The organism is Fictibacillus barbaricus (assembly GCF_014635025.1).
In the GTDB taxonomy this organism is placed as follows: domain Bacteria; phylum Bacillota; class Bacilli; order Bacillales; family Fictibacillaceae; genus Fictibacillus; species Fictibacillus barbaricus.
Genome location: NZ_BMCE01000002.1, coordinates 1,429,551 through 1,452,295, shown reverse-complemented (window position 1 = coordinate 1,452,295; position 22,745 = coordinate 1,429,551). Strand labels below are relative to the sequence as shown.

At 39.1% G+C, this 22,745-nt stretch carries 28 protein-coding genes; 15 read left to right on the top strand and 13 right to left on the bottom strand.

Annotation, left to right across the window (positions count from 1 at the left end):
- Positions 1–47: 47 nt before the first annotated feature.
- Positions 48–386, top strand: coding sequence for a VOC family protein (locus IEV52_RS16850; protein WP_188403638.1), 339 nt, complete (start codon positions 48–50; stop codon positions 384–386).
- 356 nt (positions 387–742) lie between these two features.
- Here IEV52_RS16850 and IEV52_RS16845 read toward each other — a convergent pair whose 3' ends face one another.
- Positions 743–994: a hypothetical protein gene (locus IEV52_RS16845; protein WP_188403637.1), complete on the bottom strand. Its 252-nt coding sequence runs from the start codon at positions 992–994 to the stop codon at positions 743–745.
- A 187-nt stretch (positions 995–1,181) separates the two neighbouring features.
- On the opposite strand from IEV52_RS16845, the gene IEV52_RS16840 reads away from it, so the two are divergent.
- Positions 1,182–1,433 carry an HPr family phosphocarrier protein gene (locus IEV52_RS16840; RefSeq protein ID WP_188403636.1) on the top strand — a complete coding sequence of 84 codons (252 nt, stop codon included), beginning with the start codon at positions 1,182–1,184 and terminating at the stop codon, positions 1,431–1,433.
- A 40-nt stretch (positions 1,434–1,473) separates the two neighbouring features.
- On the opposite strand, the gene IEV52_RS16835 is transcribed toward IEV52_RS16840, so the two are convergent.
- The gene (locus IEV52_RS16835; protein ID WP_188403635.1) at positions 1,474–1,632 is read right to left on the bottom strand and encodes a hypothetical protein; all 159 of its coding nucleotides are present in this window, start codon (positions 1,630–1,632) and stop codon (positions 1,474–1,476) included.
- 128 nt (positions 1,633–1,760) lie between these two features.
- On the bottom strand, positions 1,761–2,705 hold the full coding sequence (locus IEV52_RS16830; protein WP_188403634.1) for a nucleoside hydrolase: 945 nt from the start codon (positions 2,703–2,705) through the stop codon (positions 1,761–1,763).
- Positions 2,706–2,841: 136 nt separating this feature from the next.
- On the opposite strand from IEV52_RS16830, the gene IEV52_RS16825 reads away from it, so the two are divergent.
- Positions 2,842–3,471 (top strand): YitT family protein, encoded by a 630-nt coding sequence (locus IEV52_RS16825; RefSeq protein WP_229754325.1) that lies wholly within the window; start codon positions 2,842–2,844, stop codon positions 3,469–3,471.
- 48 nt (positions 3,472–3,519) lie between these two features.
- On the opposite strand, the gene IEV52_RS16820 is transcribed toward IEV52_RS16825, so the two are convergent.
- Positions 3,520–3,672 carry a YjcZ family sporulation protein gene (locus IEV52_RS16820; protein WP_188403973.1) on the bottom strand — a complete coding sequence of 51 codons (153 nt, stop codon included), beginning with the start codon at positions 3,670–3,672 and terminating at the stop codon, positions 3,520–3,522.
- Between the two features lie 213 nt (positions 3,673–3,885).
- Between IEV52_RS16820 and IEV52_RS16815 the strand changes: the two genes are divergently transcribed.
- Positions 3,886–4,179 (top strand): hypothetical protein, encoded by a 294-nt coding sequence (locus IEV52_RS16815; RefSeq protein ID WP_188404000.1) that lies wholly within the window; start codon positions 3,886–3,888, stop codon positions 4,177–4,179.
- A 37-nt stretch (positions 4,180–4,216) separates the two neighbouring features.
- Here the strand turns inward: IEV52_RS16815 and IEV52_RS16810 are convergent, their stop codons facing one another.
- Positions 4,217–4,450, bottom strand: a complete 234-nt coding sequence (locus tag IEV52_RS16810) for a DUF2164 domain-containing protein (RefSeq protein ID WP_229754324.1) — start codon at positions 4,448–4,450, stop codon at positions 4,217–4,219.
- A gap of 268 nt (positions 4,451–4,718) precedes the next feature.
- Here IEV52_RS16810 and IEV52_RS16805 point away from each other — a divergent pair, with 268 nt between their 5' ends.
- Positions 4,719–4,892, top strand: coding sequence for an aspartyl-phosphate phosphatase Spo0E family protein (locus IEV52_RS16805; protein ID WP_373869425.1), 174 nt, complete (start codon positions 4,719–4,721; stop codon positions 4,890–4,892).
- Here the strand turns inward: IEV52_RS16805 and IEV52_RS16800 are convergent.
- On the bottom strand, positions 4,889–5,083 hold the full coding sequence (locus IEV52_RS16800; RefSeq protein WP_188403632.1) for a hypothetical protein: 195 nt from the start codon (positions 5,081–5,083) through the stop codon (positions 4,889–4,891). The genes IEV52_RS16805 and IEV52_RS16800 overlap by 4 nt on opposite strands.
- A 152-nt stretch (positions 5,084–5,235) precedes the next feature.
- Between IEV52_RS16800 and IEV52_RS16795 the strand changes: the two genes are divergently transcribed.
- From IEV52_RS16795 to IEV52_RS16765, 7 genes are all read left to right on the top strand, one after another.
- Positions 5,236–6,072 (top strand): aldo/keto reductase, encoded by an 837-nt coding sequence (locus IEV52_RS16795; protein WP_188403631.1) that lies wholly within the window; start codon positions 5,236–5,238, stop codon positions 6,070–6,072.
- Positions 6,073–6,385: 313 nt separating this feature from the next.
- The gene (locus IEV52_RS16790) at positions 6,386–7,336 is read left to right on the top strand and encodes a ring-cleaving dioxygenase (protein WP_188403971.1); all 951 of its coding nucleotides are present in this window, start codon (positions 6,386–6,388) and stop codon (positions 7,334–7,336) included.
- Positions 7,333–7,941, top strand: coding sequence for an alpha/beta hydrolase (locus IEV52_RS16785; RefSeq protein WP_188403630.1), 609 nt, complete (start codon positions 7,333–7,335; stop codon positions 7,939–7,941). The genes IEV52_RS16790 and IEV52_RS16785 overlap by 4 nt, the downstream gene beginning before the upstream one ends.
- A gap of 15 nt (positions 7,942–7,956) precedes the next feature.
- Positions 7,957–8,568: a flavin reductase family protein gene (locus tag IEV52_RS16780; protein ID WP_188403629.1), complete on the top strand. Its 612-nt coding sequence runs from the start codon at positions 7,957–7,959 to the stop codon at positions 8,566–8,568.
- Positions 8,569–9,180: 612 nt separating this feature from the next.
- On the top strand, positions 9,181–13,518 hold the full coding sequence (locus tag IEV52_RS16775; protein WP_188403628.1) for a S8 family peptidase: 4,338 nt from the start codon (positions 9,181–9,183) through the stop codon (positions 13,516–13,518).
- A gap of 158 nt (positions 13,519–13,676) precedes the next feature.
- The gene (gene desA / locus IEV52_RS16770; RefSeq protein WP_188403627.1) at positions 13,677–14,699 is read left to right on the top strand and encodes a Delta(5) desaturase DesA; all 1,023 of its coding nucleotides are present in this window, start codon (positions 13,677–13,679) and stop codon (positions 14,697–14,699) included.
- Positions 14,700–14,833: 134 nt separating this feature from the next.
- Positions 14,834–15,337, top strand: coding sequence for a ParB N-terminal domain-containing protein (locus tag IEV52_RS16765; protein WP_188403626.1), 504 nt, complete (start codon positions 14,834–14,836; stop codon positions 15,335–15,337).
- A gap of 99 nt (positions 15,338–15,436) precedes the next feature.
- On the opposite strand, the gene IEV52_RS16760 is transcribed toward IEV52_RS16765, so the two are convergent.
- Complete coding sequence (locus IEV52_RS16760) at positions 15,437–15,670, bottom strand: XRE family transcriptional regulator (RefSeq protein WP_229754323.1); 234 nt, start codon at positions 15,668–15,670, stop codon at positions 15,437–15,439.
- A gap of 261 nt (positions 15,671–15,931) precedes the next feature.
- Here IEV52_RS16760 and IEV52_RS16755 point away from each other — a divergent pair, with 261 nt between their 5' ends.
- The gene (locus IEV52_RS16755) at positions 15,932–16,357 is read left to right on the top strand and encodes a MarR family winged helix-turn-helix transcriptional regulator (protein WP_188403624.1); all 426 of its coding nucleotides are present in this window, start codon (positions 15,932–15,934) and stop codon (positions 16,355–16,357) included.
- 76 nt (positions 16,358–16,433) lie between these two features.
- On the opposite strand, the gene IEV52_RS22605 is transcribed toward IEV52_RS16755, so the two are convergent.
- The 3 genes from IEV52_RS22605 to IEV52_RS16745 form a co-directional block, all read right to left on the bottom strand.
- Positions 16,434–16,556 (bottom strand): hypothetical protein, encoded by a 123-nt coding sequence (locus IEV52_RS22605; protein WP_268234783.1) that lies wholly within the window; start codon positions 16,554–16,556, stop codon positions 16,434–16,436.
- A 266-nt stretch (positions 16,557–16,822) separates the two neighbouring features.
- Positions 16,823–17,614 (bottom strand): class I SAM-dependent methyltransferase, encoded by a 792-nt coding sequence (locus IEV52_RS16750; RefSeq protein WP_188403623.1) that lies wholly within the window; start codon positions 17,612–17,614, stop codon positions 16,823–16,825.
- 119 nt (positions 17,615–17,733) lie between these two features.
- On the bottom strand, positions 17,734–18,537 hold the full coding sequence (locus IEV52_RS16745; protein WP_188403622.1) for an FkbM family methyltransferase: 804 nt from the start codon (positions 18,535–18,537) through the stop codon (positions 17,734–17,736).
- A gap of 228 nt (positions 18,538–18,765) precedes the next feature.
- On the opposite strand from IEV52_RS16745, the gene IEV52_RS16740 reads away from it, so the two are divergent.
- The gene (locus IEV52_RS16740) at positions 18,766–19,467 is read left to right on the top strand and encodes a vanadium-dependent haloperoxidase (protein WP_229754322.1); all 702 of its coding nucleotides are present in this window, start codon (positions 18,766–18,768) and stop codon (positions 19,465–19,467) included.
- A gap of 28 nt (positions 19,468–19,495) precedes the next feature.
- Here IEV52_RS16740 and IEV52_RS16735 read toward each other — a convergent pair whose 3' ends face one another.
- Complete coding sequence (locus IEV52_RS16735; RefSeq protein ID WP_188403621.1) at positions 19,496–20,353, bottom strand: TIGR03943 family putative permease subunit; 858 nt, start codon at positions 20,351–20,353, stop codon at positions 19,496–19,498.
- Between the two features lie 14 nt (positions 20,354–20,367).
- The gene (locus tag IEV52_RS16730) at positions 20,368–21,279 is read right to left on the bottom strand and encodes a permease (protein WP_188403620.1); all 912 of its coding nucleotides are present in this window, start codon (positions 21,277–21,279) and stop codon (positions 20,368–20,370) included.
- Between the two features lie 206 nt (positions 21,280–21,485).
- On the opposite strand from IEV52_RS16730, the gene IEV52_RS16725 reads away from it, so the two are divergent.
- On the top strand, positions 21,486–22,313 hold the full coding sequence (locus IEV52_RS16725) for a VanW family protein (RefSeq protein ID WP_188403619.1): 828 nt from the start codon (positions 21,486–21,488) through the stop codon (positions 22,311–22,313).
- Positions 22,314–22,400: 87 nt separating this feature from the next.
- Here IEV52_RS16725 and IEV52_RS16720 read toward each other — a convergent pair whose 3' ends face one another.
- The gene (locus IEV52_RS16720) at positions 22,401–22,742 is read right to left on the bottom strand and encodes a hypothetical protein (RefSeq protein ID WP_188403618.1); all 342 of its coding nucleotides are present in this window, start codon (positions 22,740–22,742) and stop codon (positions 22,401–22,403) included.
- Between the last annotated feature and the right edge of the window lie 3 nt (positions 22,743–22,745).

The following is a 22,745-nucleotide window of genomic DNA, read 5'->3' as shown; positions in this document are numbered from 1 at the left end:
AGATAAACATAAGTGTCATGAAAATTTTTTACTTAGGGGGTATTGGTATGAAGCTTGCATTTCTGTTTCACCCAGTAAAAGATTTACAAGAATCACAAAGGTATTATGAAGGTCTTGGGATGACAGAAGCTTGGCGTGAGGGAAATCAAGTACTTGGGATGACCATGAAAGATTGTGAAGTACAGTTGATGATTGAAGAGGACGAACATGAACTAGGACCAGGGGGAGTATTCCTCGTAGATAGCGTCGATGATTTTTATGATGAGCACGAATCCAAGTTAGATTTTATAAAATCTCCATGTACCATCCCGCCCGGAAGATATGCGATCTATAGAGATGGAACAGGGAACCCGATCCGTATTATTGATTTTTCAAATAAAGATTAAGATTACAAAACCAGCACTCTCCAGTTGGGAGGGTGCTGTTTATTGTTTTTAGAATGTATAACTCATTTATACCATGCGTTTTAATGTGAAATGTCGATATTGTTGCAATTTTTTGTTTGTCAGCTATGATCTAGGTGTAAAAAACATACGTGGTTTTTTGATCTTTTATACCCTATGCCGTTTAATTCCAGAAATTCATGCATTAATTCCAGGAATAATGGCTTCAATTCAAGAAATATTAGCCATAATTCCACGAGTTTTAAACATATATCAGCGAGACTGCAAAATTTGAGAGACCACCACACCTTATCAGAATGAAAAAAGTGACGGATACCCTTGTCAATTTACTTATCACGTCAGTGGTAGAAATCTTGCTCATCACTTAATGCAGGGTTATGGAGGTCCCCAACAAAATTAACAAGACTATCCCCTTCGTAATAGTATGGATTCGTGTCTTCCAGCCAGCTTCTGTACTCCTGAAAATCTTGATCAAAATTCCCTGAGAAGAAGCGGTGTGCCACTTCATTCGTCAGTGTGTCGATGATCACAATTCCTCTGTAACTCTGGCAATCAGGTTCGTCATAGTCACAAGCAACATAATAAGCCATAACAATTCTCCCTTTTTATGTATTACTTCTAATGTTTGTAATTTAGTGCTTTTTTCATACCATTATTTTTCATTCTGCTCATAAATTGAAACGATAAGCCATAAAACACTTACACAGCGTTTAAACAGGCTTTACATTCACGTTGTACAATTAAAAATGAAGCGGACTGAAAAGAGGGTAATGTGTGATGAAAACTTACTTTATGGTACAAGAGAGAATAAGACCATCATGGATTCATGAGATGGTTGTAAAAGCAAACGAATTTGAACAATGCCAGATCTTTTTTGAATGCAATACGTTAAAAATCAATGCAAAAAGCCATCTTAGTATGAGTCTTTTAAATGGAATGCAAGGAATTTGCTGTGTATCAGCAGTCGGTGAAGACAGCAGAACTGCAGTTGATGCATTACGAAGTCTCGGAACAGGTTCGTTGTCGTAAAAATACTGAAAGAGCAGTTCCGGGAAGGAACTGCTCTTTTTCATTTATTTTTCTCTTGATGGTTTAACGGACGGTTTTCATGAAACCGTTTTTGAATCAGAACATCTTGAATAACCGTCCGTGCTTGTTCGGCTTCTTTATGTTCTTTTCGCGCCTTTTGTTCAATCGCCTTAATATCACTTAAGTTATGATGACTCAATGTTTGGTCCACCTTTCTGCTGATCTCACATAGAGTGTCTCCCGCAAAAGAGATGAACAGGGCCCTATACCTCTAAAAAGGAGTAATCATTTTAAAGGTATGAAGCATTATCTTAAAATATGTTTATTTTATTGACGCTTAAGCATAACGGTAACAAAATCTTTTATAAATGCCTGGTAATCAAATTGTAAAATAATATCTTGAAAAGTCAGACCTGGCTGAACAACTGGTTTTGCCCTGAAATCGGCAATGCTTAACCCTTTAGAGATTCCATCGTTCACCACGGATACTTGCTTCCTCACCTTTGTTACTTTGTCAGGATGCATTAAAGCCCAAATCGTGAAAACGTCGTGGAGAGGTGAACCCTCTATGCCGGGGATTAGCTTTTGATATGCTTTAAAATAATAATCAAAGATCAGCTTGATTAAGCTTCCGAATGGAGGCTGCATGTTTTTTGCCAAATTATCGATCGTCTCGGGTTTAACAATAGCGTAATTCGTTACATTTAAAGGGGCTATTGTAATGTTGTTGCCTTGTTCAAGTACAATATTTGTTGAAAAAGGATCCCCGTGAAAATTAGCCTCAGCTACGGGTGTTACATTACCAGGAACCAAAAAGGCTCCACCCATCAGGTAAATCTCTTTGACCTTTTTCATGGTGTCATTATCGAGTGTAAAAGCCGTTGCGAGAGAGGAATTTCTTCCTACATCAACAATTGTAAGATCGGGATAATAATCGATGATCTTGTAGATATCATCAAATACATTGAGTTCTGTTGTCATATACTCAGGAGGACGGATTGGCCCAAGTCCTTCTTCACCATGTATTTCGGGGTAAAATACGCCAGCTTGCCCGACTACCGATCTTACCGCCCCTCCTATAACAGGAATGTCTTCTCTTTGTGCCAAATCAAGGAGGTAATAAGCATTTTGGGCGGTTTGCATACGAGTGACATTTCCAAAACCGGCTACAATGCCTACTAAGTTTATAGCTGGATTTAATAAAGCATAAATAAGGGCAAGAGTATCATCAATTCCGGGGTCTCCAAAAAAAAGGATATTTTTTTTCAACATACCCACCCCACTTTTTTTCTCATGTTTCTTTACTATATGCTAAGCAGATACATAGAGAGCTTATCCAAAAAGGTAAACTTATGAATGATAAAAATGATTCCTAAAACATCTTGCATTTCTTAGTGTGAGATCTAAAATGAAGGATAGAAATGATGAATCAGAAAGGATTTTTGTTTTGCAGAGAATCGTATGGTTAACAGTTGGAGCTTTTTTGCAGGGACTAGCTATGGCTGGATTCTTATTTCCCCACGCTATACCTTCTGGCGGGGCAGCCGGCATTGCTATTTTAAATGATTATTTCTTTCATGTACCATTAGGGCTAACCTTATGGACCATTAATTTTGGGTTATTGCTTCTGGCAATTAATAAACTTGGAAAACTGACTGCTTTATGGACCATTTATTGCGTGGCTGTTACCTCTGTTACGGTAGATTGGATGACGGCGCTGGTACCACAGCCTTTGAACATGACAATCATCGATGTGATCTACGGGGCTATTATCTTTGGTACAGGAGTTGGTATTCTTTTTCGTTTTGGAGCATCTTCTGGCGGTATGGATATTTTAGCTTTAATCCTCGCAAAATGGTCAGGAAAGAGACCAGGCACCATTCTTTTTTTAATCAACAGCTTTGTTTTGCTTGTTACCTCTGTAACGATTGGAATTGAAATCATTTTGTTTGCTTTATTATGTCAATGGATCAGCACCAGAATTATTGATTTTGTACGAACGGTTCGATTTCAGAAAAAAACAAAGCGGTATATGTAAAAAAGGGTGCGGTTATTATAACCGCACCCTTTTTTACTGGGAATAAAATTAGCAGTCTTTGCCGCCTTTATGCGCCCAAGAACAACCAACGATAATGAGAAGGATGAATAGAACGACTATGATCGCAAAACCCTTACCATAACCATAACCGCCACCACAATAACCATATCCGCCACCACCATAAATTGGTGCGTTTGCCATTGAAGCATTTACAGGTGAATTTGCATACATTCTAAAACTCCTCCTTACGATTTATACTTACAACTTCGATACAGTATATGTAATAGGTGAAAAGCGTGTATGGACAAAAGTTTAGTTTTTTCGGAATTGGGCGGATGTAATAATTTTGCAACAAATTTGTGATGTTACGAATGAAGAAAAAAGGGGTAATAGTAAGCAAAGGAGGCGTTATACATGCAAACTGCAACCCAAATGAAAACGACTAACAAATTATTTAAAACGCAATCGTGGGCTTTAATCGGTTTAGGTACAGGTGCATTGGTCTGGCTCTCTTTTAAACCAAATCGTATAAAAACAAAAATGAAACTGAAAGATATGAAACGGAAAGTCCGTCCTCACCATATCGAGCGTACACAGCTCCCGATCAATAAAGCAGGTCACCCTGATCCAATGGATGTAGATGATAATAAGATGGTTGAAGAGGGTGCTATGTATTCAGTCAATTACTATAATGACAAGAAACAATAAAAAGGATGGGAAATCTCCCATCCTTTTTTCCTGTCTATTATTTATAAAGGGGATGCTTTAACGTATACAGGTCTTCTTCTAAATTCTCCATTCTTAATTGAAGCGCTGATATAGAATCTTCAATTCCCTCATTGTAAAAATAAGAAGCCATCTCTTCTGTTATAAAGTCCAGAACTTGCTCAGCTGCTAGATTGCCAATTTCTTCACCGCGTTCTTTTATAAAGAAGGCCTGTATTCTATCAATCATCTCTTCTTTTATTTCTTTTGACATTTTTCTCATTTTTTCCTAAAGTCCTCCCTTTTTAATTTTCTTTCTCTATTAAATATAATCGATTGAAAAGTCCCGAAAAAGTAGACGAATGCGGCTGAAAAATGCTTAACATTGGAGGAAGTTTTGGGTCTTTATGACGATTTGCCATGTAAAAAAATGTCCGCTTTTGTAAGATTACTTCTTCTTTTGCGGAATCTATTTTCAAGACGAGAAAAAGCGGTCATAATAATCGAGAGGTACAAAATTGACATAAGGGGAGCCGATTCTCGTGGAGAAAAAAGTATGGAATAACTCTCTTCTCATGGAATGTATAAAAGAAAAAAAAGAGAAGCTGGTAGAAATTGCCGATCGCAGCGGATTAACCAGCACGGAAACAGTAAAATGCAGTCAAGAACTTGACATATTACTAAATGTCTATCAACGGCAAGCTTTTTTTAACTAACGCTTATGGAAGATGAGTTCATCTGTTAGTTGATCAATACGAAGTAAAATGGCCTTTTTTGTTACTAAAGGATAATTACAGTGAAACTCTGACAACAGTTCACGAATCTCCTGAATCAGGGTAAATTCTTGTTCAGGCATAGATTTAGATGATTCGCTTTTTGTTTTAAATTGAATCAGATTGTCCTTCACACTAACACCCCATTTTCATAATGTGTTGGATACTACTTCCATAGAAGGATTTAAAAACCTTCTAAAAGTCGAAATGTTTCCTTTCTACAGCAGAATATGACAATATCTTTTTATAGGATAAAAATTACATGTAGAATTGGAGGCAGATACAGATGACAACAATTAATTCACTGCAAGATACAACTGTACTGAATAATGGAGTAAAGATGCCCTGGTTTGGCCTTGGAGTATTTAAAGTGGAAGAAGGCCAAGAAGTAATCGACTCTGTTAAATGGGCGATTGAAGCAGGTTATAAGAGCATCGATACAGCAGCCATCTATAAAAATGAAGAAGGTGTGGGACAAGCTATTAAAGAAGCGGGTGTCCCTCGCGAAGAATTGTTCATCACGACTAAAGTATGGAATAAAGATCAAGGTTATGAGTCAACACTGGCTGCTTTTGACGAGAGCATGAGCAAGCTCGGTCTGGAATATCTTGACCTTTATTTGGTTCACTGGCCTGTAAAAGGCAAGTACAAAGAAACATGGCTTGCGCTTGAGAAGCTCTATAAAGATGGAAAAGTTAAAGCGATTGGTGTATCTAACTTCCAAATTCATCACTTAGAAGACATCTTAGCTGATTGCGAGATCAAGCCGATGGTAAACCAAGTGGAGTACCATCCTCGTCTTGCACAAAAGGAACTCCTTTCATTCTGTAAAGAGAATGGCATCCAAATGGAAGCATGGAGCCCATTGATGCAAGGTGAACTATTGGATGAGCCAACACTTGTTGAGCTAGCTGAGAAATACGGGAAATCTGTGGCTCAGATCATCCTTCGCTGGGATCTTCAAAACGGTGTTGTTACAATTCCTAAATCTATTAAACAGCATCGTATTGTTGAAAACGCGGATATCTTTGACTTTGAACTGTCTGTCAAGGATATGGAGAAGATCAATGATTTGAATGAAGATCGCCGCATCGGTCCAGACCCTGATAAATTCGACTTCTAAAAAGGGGTCTGTCCCCAAACAAATACAACAATTCACTTTTTGTCCACGTGGAATATACATATTCCACGTGGATTTTTGTTTTAAAGGTTTCAAGTCCTCACCTTATCGTTTTTAACCCCTCATAAAGGGTAAAGGCTAAGTAAACAGTGATACGTACATAATGAAAAGGAGCATTTATTGACTACTAAGTTGAAGAGAATCTGCAATTGGATTACAAATAAATATAGTTACTTGACAAAAGTAAGTTATATTTTATATACTAAACTTACAAAAAATAAGTTGATCAACTGAAAGGATGTTAATGAAAATGAGTATGACAATGCAGACAGATGGAATTCATCACATTACAGCTATTGTCGGCAGTCCGCAGGAGAATGTTGATTTTTATGCTGGAGTACTAGGATTAAGGCTAGTTAAGAAAACGGTAAACTTTGATGATCCAGGAACGTATCATCTTTATTTTGGAGATGAAGGAGGCAGCCCTGGGACCATTATGACTTTCTTTCCGTGGCCGGATGCCTATAGAGGAAGAGTTGGTTCAGGCCAGGTAGGAACGACTTCTTTTGTTGTTCCGGAAGATTCACTTCCGTTTTGGGAGGAAAGACTGCTAAAGTTTTCTATCGAATATAAGAAAACTATACGTTTCCAAGAAGAATATCTAGAATTCTTAGATCCTCATGGACTGCGTCTAGAGATCGTCGCAAGACAAGAAGGAAAGATAAGCGAATGGTCATTTGGCGGAGTTGCATCTCAGCACGCGATCAAAGGGTTTGGTGGGGCAACATTACTTTCAGTTTCACCACAGCAGACAGAAGTTGTTCTAACAGATGTGATGGGACTAAAAAAGATAGGTCAAGAAGGTAATTACGTTCGTTTTAAAGCAAAAAGCGATATCGGAAATGTGATCGATATCAAACTTTCTCCAGAAGCACGAGGAGTAAGTGGAGTAGGGACCGTTCATCACATCGCATGGCGGGCAAGCAGCTATGAAGATCATGAGTTGTGGCAGAAGCATGTAAAGCAAAATAATTTTCATGTTACAGAGATCATTGATCGTCAATATTTTAACGCTATCTATTTCCGTGAAGAAGGTGGAATCCTTTTTGAGATCGCAACAGATCCACCAGGATTTACCCGTGATGAGACAGAAGCAGAATTAGGAAAAAGTCTATTGCTTCCGCCATGGCTAGAACCTCATCGAGAGCAGATTCAGAATCATTTGCAGCCAGCAGAAGCAAGGATCTTAGAGGAGGACAAATCATGAAACACTTGTTTAAAAAAGGGACTGATACAACAAAGTCTGTACTGCTCTTGCTGCACGGAACAGGAGGAAACGAAGAAGACCTTCTTTCGTTGGCTGATTTGATCTCACCGGAATCATCTGTTTTAAGTGTACGAGGTAATGTATCCGAAAACGGAATGCCGCGGTTTTTCCGCCGTTTAGCAGAAGGGGTTTTCGATGAGGAGGATTTGATCTTCCGTACAAAAGAACTTCATGAGTTTATTGATGAGGCTGCTCAAAAATATGAGTTCAACCGTGATCATGTGGTTGCGGTCGGCTATTCAAACGGAGCAAATATTGCAGGGAGTTTGATTTTCCATTATCAGCATTCGTTAAAAGGAGCTATCCTTCATCACCCAATGGTGCCAAGACGAGGAGTTGAATTACCCGATCTAAAAGGTCTGCCTGTCTTTATTGGTGCAGGCAAAAATGATCCTATCTGTCCTCCGGAGGAAACGGAAGAATTAGAGAATCTTCTTTCACATGCAGGCGCAGCTGTACACGTAAAATGGGAGAACATGGGCCATCAGCTATCAAGAGCTGAGGTCGAAGAAGCGGCACAATGGTTCAGTAAAAATTTTAACTAAAGCAGGTGATGATTCATGAAATCGATTGACCCTCAAAGCTTATCCGTAAAAGAAAACTATAAGTTTCTGACTGGGAGTATCATCCCAAGACCTATCGCTTTTGTGAGCACATTATCCGAAACAGGTGTCTTAAACGCAGCTCCTTTCAGCTATTTTAACGCACTGACGGCCGACCCGCCCTTGATCGCTATATCAATCGGCAGGAGGGATGGCGTACAAAAAGATACTTCCAGAAATGCCGCAGCATTAGGACAATTCGTCGTACACATCCCAGACGAAACGTACATTGAAGCCGTAAATCAAACTGCAGCAAATTTAGGACCTGAAGAAAGTGAAGTCGAACTGGCAAATCTGACAGCTGTTGAATCTGTAAAAGTGAAAGTTCCGGGAATTGCAGAGGCAAAAATTAGAATGGAATGTGTTATTGAACAGATCATTCCTCTAGGCGGCACACCTGATAAACCGGCAACGGACCTCCTGATCGGAAGGGTTGTCCACTATCACATAGCAGAGGACATATACAGTCAAGGCAGGATTGATGCCAAGAGGCTGCGTCCTGTTGGAAGGCTAGCAGGAACTAACTATGCAAAGATCGGTGATGCCTATTCATTAACAAGACCTGAATAAGTTAGAACTCTCTCTTAATAAGAGAGAGTTTTTTTTGTCAAGAAACGACATTTAATCAAAAGAGTGCCTTTATTAAATGGTATGCCCTATACCATTTTGATAAAGAAGATACTTTTTTTTGGGTAGAAGGATTTCTTTTTCCGACAATTGGACTGATTGATTGGTAGGAAATAAGGCAGTCTTTATTTTAGAAAAATGTAACGAAATCAATACAGGATTGAGAAAATAAAGAAAAAAATAGAAAATCAAAGAGTGTTTGTTTGTGTTCATGGGGGTCCGAATTCTTATTTTAATCAACTGAGTTTTTATATTACAAAAACAGGTAGTTAGGTCATGAGTCAGAAGTTTGTCTTTCCTTAAAAAATAGGACAGAAATAAAAATCAGTTATTCAATAGTAACAAAACGGAAGGATTAAGGTCATACAAAGGATTTAATTTCCAATTTCATGCAAAAATAACGACATTTTTTTACATAATCTTACATCGGTCATCGGTTAATCTTTACATAACAACAAGTAATTACTATATTTTCAAAAAAAATACAGGAGGTGTGAAACGGTAAATAGAGTTAGAGATCTGTATCGCCAAAAAGAATAGGGAGGGAAAAGAAACATGAGTAAAAACAAAAAAAAAGTACGCTGGCTTTCCGTATTTTTAGCTTTTTTAATGATTGTTCCATTGATGTTCCCGTCTCAAGCGAATGCAGCAACAAAAGAAAAACCATCTACATCAGCAAAGAAAGCAGCATTAGAAAGCAGCAAAAATAAGGTCTCTAAAAGATTGAGTGAACAGTTCAATAAAAAAGATAAGGTCACGTTCCTTATAAAGTTTAAAGAACAAGTTGATACAGCAGAAGTCGCAAAAAAAGCAGCTAAAAAAGCAAAGTCCCAAAAACTTTCTGCCAATCAATCTAAGCTAATGAAACGTTCCACACTTGTTTCTTCTCTTCGTGCAAAAGCGCTAGAAACACAACAGCACACAAAAAACTACTTAGAAAAACAAGAAAAAGCAGGAAAAGCTGAAAAAATCCAATCCTTTTATGTTGTAAACGGTATGGCTGTTACAGCAACAAAGGAAGTTATGGAAGAAATCGCAGCATTCCCCGAGGTTGAAAAAGTCCTTCCAAATGAAACAAGACAGCTCATTCAGCCTGTAAGTACGATTAAACTCCCCGAAAAACAAAAACCTGCCCTGCAAGCTGAACCGGAAAACAGATTGTCTTCTATTGAATGGAATATTGAACGAGTAGGAGCTCCTGCCGTTTGGGATATGGGTATCGATGGTTCTGGTACAGTTGTTGCATCTATTGATACAGGCGTACAATGGAACCACCAAGCTTTAAAGGAAAAGTACCGGGGATTTAACCCGCAGAATCCCGATACTCCAGATCATCAGTTCAGCTGGTTTGATGCAGTAAGCGGTCAAGCAGCCGCTTATGACGACCTGGGACATGGTACACATGTTACCGGAACAATGGTCGGTTCTGAACCAGATGGTGCCAACCAAATCGGTGTTGCACCTGGTGCAAAATGGATTGCCGTTAAAGCATTCAATGCAGACGGTGGTACAGACGTTGATCTGTTAGAAGCAGGTGAATGGATCTTAGCTCCAAAAGATGCACAGGGCAACCCTCATCCAGAAAAAGCGCCAGATGTTGTTAACAACTCTTGGGGCGGCGGACCTGGATTAGATGAGTGGTACAGAGAAATGGTTGCTGCATGGCGTGCAGCAGAAATCTTCCCAGAATTCTCTGCAGGCAACACGACTATCTTTAACCCGGGCGGTCCTGGATCTGTAGCGACACCTGCAAACTATCCTGAATCTTTTGCTACTGGTGCAACGGATATCAATGACCGTTTAGCTAGCTTCTCTCTCCAAGGACCATCCCCATATGATGAAACGAAGCCAGAGATCTCTGCGCCAGGTGTAAATATTCGATCCTCTGTACCGGGAAGTGCCTATGAAGGCGGATGGAATGGTACTTCAATGGCAGGGCCGCACGTATCAGCCGTTGCCGCATTGCTTCGCCAAGCGGATGCGAGCTTAACGGTAGAAGAAATGGAAGAGATTTTATTATCTTCAGCTACACCACTAACTGATGCAACATTCCCTGAATCTCCTAACAATGGCTATGGACATGGGCTTGTAAATGCTTTTACAGCTGTATCTTCTGTAGTAACAGGTTTAGGGAGTATTGAAGGGACTGTAACAAAGGAGGGAGAGGACACCGAAGCGCCTTCTATCACGCATGAAGGACCAAGTGAATCCTACAAAGAAATGCCTCTAACCCTTGAGGCACAAGCATCAGATAACATCAGTGTAACTTCTGTTCTTTTAAGTTACCAAAACGAAGATGGAAGCTGGACAGACATTGCGGCTGAGCGAACAGAGGGAGACTATAAGTCTGGCGCGTATACAGCAACAATTCCTGGATCCGCATTAACCGGTGACCAAATTGTTTACAAGTGGAAGGTAAACGACTTTGGAGGTAATGAAGTTTCAGCTGAGGATTACACAGTTGCTTTACTGCCAGGAATCTCAGTTGGCTATGAGGAAGATTTTGAAGGAAGTCTGACTGGATGGTCTTCTTATGGTCCAAATAACAGCTGGGAGCATGGTACACCAACTAGCGGACCGGGTGCAGCACTTTCAGGAGAAAAGGTATATGCTACTAATCTTGCAGGAAACTATGCAAACAGTTCGAACATGACACTTGTGATGCCTCCGGTTGATCTACCAGAAGGCCACAGCTATCTTCAGTTTAAACAGTGGCATGATCTAGAACGCAACTATGATTATGGCCATGTTTTTGTTTCTACAGATATGGAAAACTGGACTCAGAAACTGCGTGTTAACTCAACGTCCGGCGGATGGATTGATGGAGAAGTAGACTTAAGCGAGTACGCTGGCCAGCGCGTATATGTGGCTTTCAACGTTACAACGGATGGCTCTGTTGTAAAAGCCGGATGGTATTTGGACGATGTAAAATTAATGGATCAGCCATTAGCTCCTGCGCAAAAAGCAAAATTAGGAAAAGGTTCAGTGGACAAAGCTCCTTCTTTAGAAGCGAAGCCAAAGGTAGATCCTTCAAAGATTTTACCAATGAAACCAACAGAAGAAAAAGAACCATCTAAAGACGGTGAAGCTGCCCCAATGGCACTTCCTATGCGTGCAGAGGTAAGTGTACTTGAAACAGGACGTTCCGTTTATACAAACCCTCAAGATGGTTCTTACAGCTTGACGCATGCTGCCGGTACGTACACAGTAAAAGCAGAAGCGTACGGCTTTCGTTCAGCATCTCAAACGGTAAACCTTGAAGCAGATGGAACAGCAAGAGCAAACTTTACTCTTGAAGAAATTCCTAAAGGTACAGTTTCAGGTAACGTAACGAATCAGGTAACAGGAGAACCAGTTGCAGGCGCTACTGTCATGCTTATGGAAGATGCAGCTGTTTCACCTGTTGAAACGAACGAAGATGGTTCTTATGAGATTGAAGCTTATGAAGGAGAGTATACGCTTAAAGTCGTTGCCCCTTCATACTACGGTGAAGAAGCATCTGTTACGATTGCCGGCGGAGGATCTACAGAACAGAACTTCGAACTAAAACCGTTCATCGGATATCCGGGTGAGATCGGCTATGACGATGGAACGGCTGAAAACGCACGTGCCTTCTATGATGCTGGCAATGGATGGGCAGTTAAAATGTCACTTGCTGAAGGTAATGAGAAGGCAGCCGTAACAGGCGGATTGTTCCGATTCTGGGATACGGAATGGCCGGTACCGGGCGGAACAGAATTCCAATTAGCTGTTTACGATGCAAGTGGTCCTGACGGAGCACCTGGAAAGAAGCTTGCAGGTCCTTTTGATGCAACTGCACTTCGTAACGGTGAGTGGACACATGTTGATTTAAGTGCACACGGCATCATGGTAGAGGGAGATTTCTACATGGTGTACATTCAAAGTCATCCTAATCCAAATACTCCGGGGCTTGGAACAGATGAGGATGGTGAATGGTCAGGAAGAAGCTATCAATTAGTTGGCGGGGCTTGGTCACAATCACCTGAAGACGAAGGAAACTATATGATCCGGGCAACTGTGAACTATGAAGTAACGGCACCTGTAATTACGTCTCCTGCAGATGGAGCATTTACAAATCAAGAAAACGTAACTGTTTCAGGAACGGCTGCACCAACAACAACAGTGAAAATCTTTAACAATGGTGAAGAAGTCGCAAGTGCAGCCACAACAGACGAAGGAACTTTCTCAGCTGATCTCACACTTGAAGATGGTGAGAACAGACTGACTACGAAAGCCGTTACAGAGCAAGGTTCAACAGATGAATCAGCTCCAGTAACCATTACATTGGATCAATCAAAACCAAGAGTCAGCATTACTTCGCCAGAGGATGGCCTGAAAACAAATCGCGAATCCGTAACAGTTACAGGTACGGTTAACGAGACAAACCTTGATTGGATTAAAGTAAACGGTCAAAAAGCAAAAGTGGATGAAGAAGGAAACTACAGTCACCGTATGCTACTAAATGAAGGTGAGAATGTCATCAAGGTTGTTGCACTAGATAAAGCAGGCAATCGTCATGCAAAGACTGTGAAAGTGTATGCGAAGTTTGAGGCTCCTGTTATTGAAAATCTAAAGCCAGATGCGGACAAAGAGCTGAAGAGCGGGGAGTCTGTAAAAATTGAATTTGAAAGTGAGCCAGGATTAGATGCGATATTTGTAATCCATATGCCGTTGACAAATGCGGGCAACTTGGCAAACGCAACAGAACTGGCGATGCGTGAAACGTCAGAAGGCCATTACGAAGGTTACTACACTGCTACTTCAAATGTGAAAGCCCCTGGTGCAATCGTAGAAGTAATCGCTTCTGATGATTATGGAAATAAGACATATGAAAAAGCCGCAGGTAAACTTTATATTAATGCTAAAAAATAACATAACAGACTGATCATCAAAGCCGGCCATCTCTAATCGTGAGAGGCCGGTTATTATTTTGAACTGTAATAATTACATACTTCGTCAAATATATGTAGAAACGGAATACAAAAGTTGTGGTAAAATAGGATGGATGTAACAAAAAGGAGACTGATTGAATGAGCGAACATTCGAATTATGACATTCGTGAGTGGAAGAAAAAATTAGCGCCGTTTGAGCGTCCGCGTATTTCAGCAAGCGTATGGCAATTAATTAACTCAGTGGGACCATTTATTCTATTATGGATTCTTGCTTATCTGAGTTTAGATATATCGTTTTGGTTAACACTTCTTTGTGCTGTTCCTGCAGCGGGATTTTTAGTTCGAACGTTTATCATCTTCCATGATTGCACACACTATTCATTTTTTAAAAGCCGTAAAGCTAATCAGATCGTAGGTATATTTACTGGATTGTTTACGTTCTGTTCTTATGAGCAATGGAAGAATAGTCATGCAACACACCATGCGACAAATGGAAACCTTGAGAAGCGCGGTGTTGGTGATGTATGGACGATGACTTTGCAAGAGTATGCCGAAGCTTCTTGGCTAAAGCGACTGCAATATCGAACGTATCGAAATCCGATCGTACTTTTCTTAATCGGACCATTATATATCTTTTTAATTGATTACCGTTTTAATACAAAGAATGCTTCAAAGAAAGAAAGAATGCATGTTTGGCTGACAAATGTTTTATTAGTAGGGATTGTTCTTGCAATTGGAATGACGATCGGATGGAAAGCCTTTTTATTAGTTGAACTCCCGATCTTCTATATTGCAACGTTCTCTGGAGTATGGCTGTTTTATGTTCAGCATCAGTTTGAAGATGGTTATTTTGAGCACAATGAAAAATGGAACTATGTAGAAGCTGCTTTAAAAGGCAGTTCGTTTTACAAGCTTCCAAAAGTTTTGCAATGGTTTACAGGAAACATCGGATTTCATCATGTGCATCATTTGAACTCTCGTGTACCAAATTATCACTTGGAAAAAGCACATAAAAGTGATCCTAGACTTCAAGATGTTCCAACACTTACACTCTTAACAAGTTTAAAATCTTTAACCTTTAAGTTATGGGATGAACAGTCTAAAAAGTTTATTGGGAATCGAGACATTCGTAATTTTATCCGTAAAAATAAAGCAGCATAATTTTTATAAGAAGTCACTCTCACAACGTTTATACAAGCATGTGAAGGGTGACTCTTTTTTATTAGGCACCATTTGCCCACTTGGCTTCATATACTATTCACAAGCCTACTCCCTATGAGAAGAGGAGGATAAAGATGAAGCTTAATGTCCAATATATCCCACTTGAAAAGATTAAACCCAATTTTACAATAAAATTGACGGAGCATGTAAAAAAGCTAAGAGGAATGATGTGGGATTGCATGAATATGCTGGTTGTCAAAAAAGACAAGAATGGCGGTTTCACTATTATTAGCGGAAATGACCGTTATGAGTACCTTACAAAGCATACAAAACATAAGTACGCCCCATGTATTATTGATGAGTATCCGATTAAAACTGACATAAAGTACTGGTTAAATCGCTTAAGGCGTGCAGAAAGAATGGAAAAAGAGAACAATGATTGGTTTTCGCGTGACAAAATGTGTCCGACTGCCATATCAATTGTTCGTACTTTTTTTAAAGAAGATACACGGTTTAAGAAGCTTTCCCATTTTCAGCGTTTAAAAGTAATTCTTTTAGCCGTCAGATATAAGAAAACGGTAATAGGATCTATGAAAACAAAAGTGGAAGATATTTTAGAAAAATCTGCTGTAAAATAAGTGAAGCGGACAAGGAGATCTTTGACTGGTTTTCTAAATTTATAAACAAATAACAAATAAAAAAACAAGCACTCATATATACGATATTGAGTGCTTGTCTTAATTCATATCCCATAAATCACTGACTTTAGTAGTCGGATCGACGCTTTTTACAGCATATAAAATTTTACGAATGGCTATCATTCTTGGACTTTTATTTGGATTAGATGCTAATTCTTCTACAGTCTTTTTTTCTATACCAGTCGTTTGAGTTAACCAGTCAGTATCTTTATTATGCTTTTCGAGCCAAATGCCAAGTTTACTGCGTTTCTGCTTCACTCTGTACATATTCAATGATACCCCCAACTCAAATTCCTTTTTCTCTATATTTTCTTGTTACCCCTATAAAAAAGGAATGAAACATTTGAATGGGCTAAAATATGGGTCTTTTATACTGAAAAATGATGTTTAGATGATGGAAATATCCTCGTTCATGAAGATTTTGATAAGTTGAATAGTAAAAAAGTACTTTATTACTATCTTGAGAGGCTGGATGAAAAATAATTTCAATTTAACCGAATATCCCGTATAGTGAAAAAAAGGTGGTGTCTTGACTTGGAGGATGTAAGAAGCTTGTTGCATGCTTTATACAAAAAATATGAGATCTTACAGAAAAATGGCTGCCGATTATGTGAGTTAGACTTATCATTGGCACATAGTGACATTCTTTATGAAATCAATAAGCACCAACAGCCTTCTATGCATCAGATTGCTGAAATCCTTGGAGTCGATATTACGACTTTTAGCAGGCAAATACAAACCTTAATCAAAGCTGGGCTCGTTAATAAGAGTACTAACCCAGAAGATAAAAGGATGTTTTTTCTTTCATTAACAGAGGAAGGCGAGCAGGCAGCTGCTAAAATTGATTCGAATCTAAATAAACGTTTAGATGATCTGCTGAAACAGCTCTCTGACTTCGAACGTAATACGGTAATCCATTCGCTTCAGATCTTAACGAAAGTTATGAGCTCTAACAGGTGAAATAAGAAAGAGTACCTGAGTGGTCAGATACTCTGTATGAACGAGAGATTATATGATTGTCTTATATCTTTCTTTTTTAATGTTTTTCTTTTTTTACTGAAATAAGAAAGTGAACAAGCAGCTGCTGAAGATGCTGATCTTGTATGTTTTTCTTTGTGAAATGACGTTTTACTAGATTACGGATGATCACTTCACTCATTTATCTTTTCCTCCCTTCATTGTTTTCTGTTTTCCCCATAATTCTCCCTCAATCGATAAATATCCTCTAATATGTCGAAACAATAGTACTGCTGTCCTAGAGTTTCTATTCTTGCTGTGAAAGCAGGACATTTGAAGGGTTTATCTTTCGAATGAAGAATAGAAAGAACTTTATGAGAAATGAAAAGAAGCATTACGCACTTATGCGTATTTGTTGAAGGAATAGAAAAAAACCAGCGAGGACAGTTTCGTCCATACGTCTGGTTTTTATTTTTTGATCTGCTTTTTTCTTGCTAAAAATAGAGCAACAGCATGCTTTTTAACGATTGTACCACCGTTATCCTGAATCGCTTTCTTTATACCTTTATAGAGTGGTTCTTTTTGTTGTGGTGATAATACTTGATGACCCGAATGAGTGTTTAATAATCCTAAATAGTCTTCCGCTGTATAAGTTTGTTCCCAATTATAGGTATGTACCTTCAATTGACAAAAATGACCGGAGTTTAAGGTAAGCTGACTGCGTTCCTCGATGAATTCTTCTAAAGACGGAACATTGCGATCATCTAGATGTGGTGCATGCTTTTCATAACCCTCCCGAATAGATTGATAGACTGGTTCGGCAGAAGGAACATGGACGAACCAGAAGAGTGCAAGGGCTCCATCCTTCTTTAAAAGAGAAGAGACCTTTTGATAGCCCTCTTGATAAGGAATAAAATGAAAAGCGGTTCCTGAAAAAGCGAGTGCAAATGATTTTTTCTCTGGATTCTGCCATTCTTCAAATCCAGCGTGAAACACTTGAAGGTTCGGGTAAGAAGAAAATTTGTTACGTGTCAGCTCTGCTAAGTTTTTTCCAAGCTCAATGCAAGTGATGTTCGCAAATCCTTGCTGTAAAAAACCTTCAGTAGCTTTTCCGGTGCCAGTGCCGATCTCCAATAGTGGTTCTTTTACATCTGCATTTGCATAAAGAAGTACATCAGTATAAAGCTCAGACGGATAAGCAGGTCTGTATTTTTCATAGGATTCAGCAACAGCGTTAAACGATTGTTTTAGAGAAGACATCCAGATCAGCACCTTTCATTTTGTTTTAAGGAAAATCATACCAATTTATTTGTATATTAGATAGAGGAAAGTGAGAGATCCAAATAAATAAGGATCTGCAGCATGCAGAACCTCATTCCTTAACTATTATTCAGTTTAAACTCTGCTGTTGTAAGTAAAATCTCAATGGGTTCATCATTTTTTAATAGTTTTTCTGCTAAATGTTTTCTTTCAATACGTTGGCTTGATGAATCATAGATATAGGCATACATATCTAAGCTGTTTACGAGTCTTTTTACGCTGTTTATATAATCCTTTTTCAATTTCTCTTCAGTTGAGAAAGGATATTTCTTTTTCATATAGCTTTTTAAAAATTCAGGATGGAGGGATAGATAGAGTGGAGGCTTGTGTCGTTTTAAATATTTTCGCATGGCAGGGATCAGTAAATATTCTCCACCTTCAATATCAACTTTTATTAGTGAAAGATCCTTAATCTGATAATCAGACAGCAGTTCTTTAAGGATACAAACAGAAACAGAATGGAAGTCATCAGATAATGTACGGATTAAGCTAGAACTTGAATCGCCGAAACGCGTTCTTTTATATAGTTTCATCGTTCCTGACTTATAGGACAAAGCTTTGTTGATCGCAGTAATTTTTGGTTCGAATTGGGGGTTTAATTTTATATTCTTTTTGAACGCTTCAAAAGCAACAGGATCTGGTTCAACTCCAAATGATTGTTTCGCTTTACTTGCTGCATAAAGTACAGTTGGACCGATCCAAGCTCCAATATCTAAATAATTTTGATCAGGACGTAAGTAATAATCTAGGACTTGAAACGTGAAATCCTCCCAATGGTTCGGAAACACAACATTCCAAAAGGATGCGAACTGTTCATCGTCGGACACGATAAAGGAAACATCATTTTTTACAACGTTTTTCAAAATCGTTCACCAACTTCCATTTAAAAAAGCCGGTCTCAAGCGGTTATGGCTTGGCCAACTATACAATATTATATGAATGTATAGAACGTATTGAACCGCAAATTCTTTAAATTCAGCGCTTTGTGTGGTGAAAATGTTTGTTTAACCACTATTCGCTTCCCTCGTGTTCTAAATATTTTGTACGGCTACATAAAATAAGAGGATCAAAAAAACTGAGGGGGCTATAAAGTGAGAAATTATCTAAGGTGGTCTCAAATTCCGTACCCAGGTGAAAGCTATCCCCCGACTCCAGCTACTCCTGAAGCAGGTTCATGGCCCATGTTTTTTATTACAAAAAGAGGACAAGAATTTTTTGACCCTTTCAAAAACTCCATACGATGGAGAATAAAAAATCCTAATACAATTGATTGGGAAAAGGAACTTTATCTTGTAAAACAAGTAATGCAGCAGATTACACCTGAACAGATACGCATCGCTAAAGGGTGGGGAACAGGAGAAGTAAGTAAACAAATCATTCCAATCATCTACAGAATGATGGAAACGTACGGATTGGCCTCTACGAAAGCAGCCAGGCTTTTAGGATTCTATCAAGCAGCCATTAATGATGCGTTTGTCATGACTTGGTATTTTAAATATCTTTGGGATGTAGCGCGGCCTTGCCAATATGACTCAAATTTAAAAACGGTATTATTCACTCCGCGTTTTCCTGGCTATCCTTCCGCACATGCTACAATGGCAGGTTGTTCGGAAGTCATCTTAACTCATTATTTTCCTCAGGAAGCTTATCGGATCCGTCATTTGATGGAAGAGTGTGCGATGTCGAGGTTATATGCAGGAGTACATTTTAAAGTAGATAATGATGAAGGATTATCTTTGGGACGTCAGATCGGGGAGATCGTTGTTCAATTAATCAGAACACAGAATATTTAAGAAAAACCGGACAACGATGATCCGGTTTTTAATATCCTCTATATACATATTCTTCTTCAGGCTTTTTGATTTCCTTCCAGCTCTTCACTTTTACATAAGGAATATTTGCTCTAAAAGGTTGGTAGTATTGGGTTTCAATGGTTCCATCTACTTCAATCCATTTATCGTTCGGGAACGAAGTCCCTTTAGGGAATTCCACCATCATGCCAAATACCCCTGAATCAGCAATACAGTGAATGATACCGAAACGAAGCAGGAATAGTTCATTGGATTTACTCTTCGTTTGGTCTTCCGCATTATAAGTAAACCCCTTGAATTGAATTTGCTTACCAAGAAATATGCCCGGCTTGTAATAGACACTTTCCATTCCTTTTAAATAATTCTTGTCGTGTAATACAACCGCATCACCTTTAGTAAACGGCTGAAGTTCTTTATCCATAATCGTGTTGTAACTTTCTTTTCCGTAATAAACACTCGTGTCTGGCTTTAAGAATTGATGTTCTCCAAAATCACCTTCGTTTTCAAGTCCTTTAAAGTGAAATCCCTTTGTTTTCACTGTCTCAGAATCAAGAGAAGCGATTGGGAAGAACAACCCCGAGATCAGTGGGAATATTAAGATGCTATTGACGGTTATGTTTTTAATGCGTGATGGCTTTTTATGATGATCATGTCCGCATTCAGGTGAGCAAGCCTCATCATGCTGGTGTTCGCTTTCATCACTTTTTCCATAAATATAGAACTGAACAAGGGTTAAAAATCCTAAGATAAAAATTGCTGAAAAAGAGATATACGAATATTTCATATTGATGTATTTGCTGATATCACCAGTTGCATGCAAGTGCATAAACAAAAAGGTAAAACCGATCAGGATCAGGATACGAATCATGCGCTTCTACCTCCTTAAAGAAATAAAGATCCGAGTAAGACAAGGACCGTAATATATCCGATGAGACTAAACACCAATTTCTTTTTAAAAGCAGCAAGCATCATCAGCACGTTCTTAACATCGAGCATCGGACCATAGACCAGGAAGGCAACGATTGAGCCAATGGTAAATGTGCTCTGAAAGGAAGAAGCAATAAACGCATCAGCTTCTGAGCAAAGGGATAGTACGAAAGCTATTCCCATCATGACGAGTGAAGAGGATACTTCGCCTTGACCGATCTCCAGCAATGTTGAAGTTTTCACATACGTTTGCATGCTTGCTGCGATCAATGCACCGACCACGAGGTATTTTCCAACTGAGAAAAATTCTTCAACTGCATGTACAAAGGTCCCTTTTAATCTGTTGTAAAAAGATAACGAAGGTGCTGAAACGGTCGCCGCGACTTCAATACTGCCCGGTGAGCCTGAGATTGCACCGCTCTCGTTCTTAAGCACTTTGGCATTCTTAAATTGAACAGAAAGTATAAATCCTACTACTATAGCGACAAAAATGGCAAGACTGCCTCTGAAAATCATAACATTCCATTGATTCCCAAAAGCAACAAAAGTGGAGAACAGTACGATTGGATTAATGATAGGTCCTGTGAGCATAAAAGGAATAGCAGCAAAAACAGGAACACCTTTTGCGATTAATTTCCTTGTTATCGGTACGATTCCACATTCACAAGCCGGAAAGACAGCGCCGATGAACGTAGCGAATAAGATGGCTGCTGCCTTGTTCTTTGGCATTATGCGTGCCACCATTTCCTCTGTAACAAACATCTGGATAACACCAGCGATAAGCACACCGATCAATACGAACGGAAGTGCTTCAATGAGGATGCTTATAAATACGGTATTCATCTGTAAAAACGTTTTGTCGAGCATCCAATTATTCCTCCAAACCACTGAACTATTTATCATAATAAAATATAAACTTTATGAAGTAAAATATCTTTCCATAATACCTCAACTATAACGCAAAAATCAAAGGAAGATAAATGGTAAATGCAGAATTAGAAGATTGTGGGAAAAGGGGACTGTCCCCTAACAATTTATTTCCCAGGCTGAAATTGAGCAAAAGGAGAGGCGATATGAACCATTTTAACCTTCGTCCGAAGCGGCGTTCGGCATTTCGAATTTCGCTGGGCAAAAAATATTACACGTTAAAGAGGTACATAGAGTGGTTCACCGACGAAAAAACATATGCTAAAACCATAAAGAGCGAAAAACTGCCTTTCGTTAGTTTTTCGCATCAGACGATACTGCTTCGAAAGTTAAAAGATGTGGACATGTGGTATCAACACAATAAAGTGATAAACCTGCAGATCGCCATCAAACGGTTAAACGGTATCGTGATTAAGCCAGGGGAGACACTCTCGTATTGGAGAAGAATTGGAACGACCACTCGATCAAAGGGCTATGTGGATGGGATGATTTTGTTTTATGGGACGTTTAAGAAAGGTACAGGAGGAGGACTTTGCCAACTGTCTAATTTGATATACTGGATGACTCTTCATACACCTTTAACCGTAACAGAACGTCATCGGCACAGTTATGATGTCTTCCCAGATTCGAAGCGAACACAGCCATTTGGAAGCGGGGCAACTTGTGCTTATAATTACTTGGATCTGCAGATAAAGAACACCACCCATCAAACGTATCAACTCCATCTATATCTGACAGATACACATCTCGTCGGGGAATGGCGCACTGAGCAAGAACCGCTGCAATCCTATCAAGTTTACGAAAAAGAACATTGGATCACCCCCGCCTATTGGGGAGGGTACTTGCGGCATAATCTGATTCACCGCAAAGTATTCAACCGCCAAAAACAGCAAATAGATGATGAATATGTAACAGAGAATCATGCCATTATGATGTATGAGCCACTTCTGGAATCCAGTCAGAAAGAAGCATAATAAAAACCTTGGCCCGAAAAAGCCAAGGTTTTTATATTTTTCTAGTGAAGACTGGGATTTATGTCAAATATAATTTCTGTTTCATTTTCATTTGTATTCCAGCCGCCATTGATCCAGAGTTCCATCTTTTTCCCAACTCATCATAAATCCGCCGGATGCTTCTAAAGACGCTTGTTTATGAATAAGCTTCCAGCCATTTTCCGGCAGTTTTTCCTTATAAAATTCGTAAACCGCGTACCAATGATTACCCTTTAACATATATTCATGTTCTTGAAATTCCAATCCTTCATAAAGGGGCAGGTCATCACGTTTTTCTGGAACGACGGTTTGGCCAGTATAACTGTTCTTTTCCTTCATATAGCTATATATAGAAAAGCCAGAAACCAAGAAGGCAAAAATTACACAAGTAATAACAATACTCTTTTTCATCGA

What these genes read in the sequence shown, in the direction of transcription:
- IEV52_RS16850 (WP_188403638.1), top strand. Translation starts at nt 48, where the DNA reads ATGAAGCTTGCATTTCTGTTTCACCCAGTAAAAGATTTACAAGAATCA.
- IEV52_RS16845 (WP_188403637.1), bottom strand. Translation starts at nt 994, where the DNA reads ATGGCTTATTATGTTGCTTGTGACTATGACGAACCTGATTGCCAGAGT.
- IEV52_RS16840 (WP_188403636.1), top strand. Translation starts at nt 1,182, where the DNA reads ATGAAAACTTACTTTATGGTACAAGAGAGAATAAGACCATCATGGATT.
- IEV52_RS16830 (WP_188403634.1), bottom strand. Translation starts at nt 2,705, where the DNA reads ATGTTGAAAAAAAATATCCTTTTTTTTGGAGACCCCGGAATTGATGAT.
- IEV52_RS16825 (WP_229754325.1), top strand. Translation starts at nt 2,842, where the DNA reads ATGAAGGATAGAAATGATGAATCAGAAAGGATTTTTGTTTTGCAGAGA.
- IEV52_RS16820 (WP_188403973.1), bottom strand. Translation starts at nt 3,672, where the DNA reads ATGGCAAACGCACCAATTTATGGTGGTGGCGGATATGGTTATTGTGGT.
- IEV52_RS16815 (WP_188404000.1), top strand. Translation starts at nt 3,886, where the DNA reads ATGCAAACTGCAACCCAAATGAAAACGACTAACAAATTATTTAAAACG.
- IEV52_RS16810 (WP_229754324.1), bottom strand. Translation starts at nt 4,450, where the DNA reads ATGTCAAAAGAAATAAAAGAAGAGATGATTGATAGAATACAGGCCTTC.
- IEV52_RS16795 (WP_188403631.1), top strand. Translation starts at nt 5,236, where the DNA reads ATGACAACAATTAATTCACTGCAAGATACAACTGTACTGAATAATGGA.
- IEV52_RS16790 (WP_188403971.1), top strand. Translation starts at nt 6,386, where the DNA reads ATGACAATGCAGACAGATGGAATTCATCACATTACAGCTATTGTCGGC.
- IEV52_RS16785 (WP_188403630.1), top strand. Translation starts at nt 7,333, where the DNA reads ATGAAACACTTGTTTAAAAAAGGGACTGATACAACAAAGTCTGTACTG.
- IEV52_RS16780 (WP_188403629.1), top strand. Translation starts at nt 7,957, where the DNA reads ATGAAATCGATTGACCCTCAAAGCTTATCCGTAAAAGAAAACTATAAG.
- IEV52_RS16775 (WP_188403628.1), top strand. Translation starts at nt 9,181, where the DNA reads ATGAGTAAAAACAAAAAAAAAGTACGCTGGCTTTCCGTATTTTTAGCT.
- desA (WP_188403627.1), top strand. Translation starts at nt 13,677, where the DNA reads ATGAGCGAACATTCGAATTATGACATTCGTGAGTGGAAGAAAAAATTA.
- IEV52_RS16765 (WP_188403626.1), top strand. Translation starts at nt 14,834, where the DNA reads ATGAAGCTTAATGTCCAATATATCCCACTTGAAAAGATTAAACCCAAT.
- IEV52_RS22605 (WP_268234783.1), bottom strand. Translation starts at nt 16,556, where the DNA reads ATGAGTGAAGTGATCATCCGTAATCTAGTAAAACGTCATTTCACAAAG.
- IEV52_RS16750 (WP_188403623.1), bottom strand. Translation starts at nt 17,614, where the DNA reads ATGTCTTCTCTAAAACAATCGTTTAACGCTGTTGCTGAATCCTATGAA.
- IEV52_RS16735 (WP_188403621.1), bottom strand. Translation starts at nt 20,353, where the DNA reads ATGATTCGTATCCTGATCCTGATCGGTTTTACCTTTTTGTTTATGCAC.
- IEV52_RS16730 (WP_188403620.1), bottom strand. Translation starts at nt 21,279, where the DNA reads ATGCTCGACAAAACGTTTTTACAGATGAATACCGTATTTATAAGCATC.
- IEV52_RS16725 (WP_188403619.1), top strand. Translation starts at nt 21,486, where the DNA reads ATGAACCATTTTAACCTTCGTCCGAAGCGGCGTTCGGCATTTCGAATT.
- IEV52_RS16720 (WP_188403618.1), bottom strand. Translation starts at nt 22,742, where the DNA reads ATGAAAAAGAGTATTGTTATTACTTGTGTAATTTTTGCCTTCTTGGTT.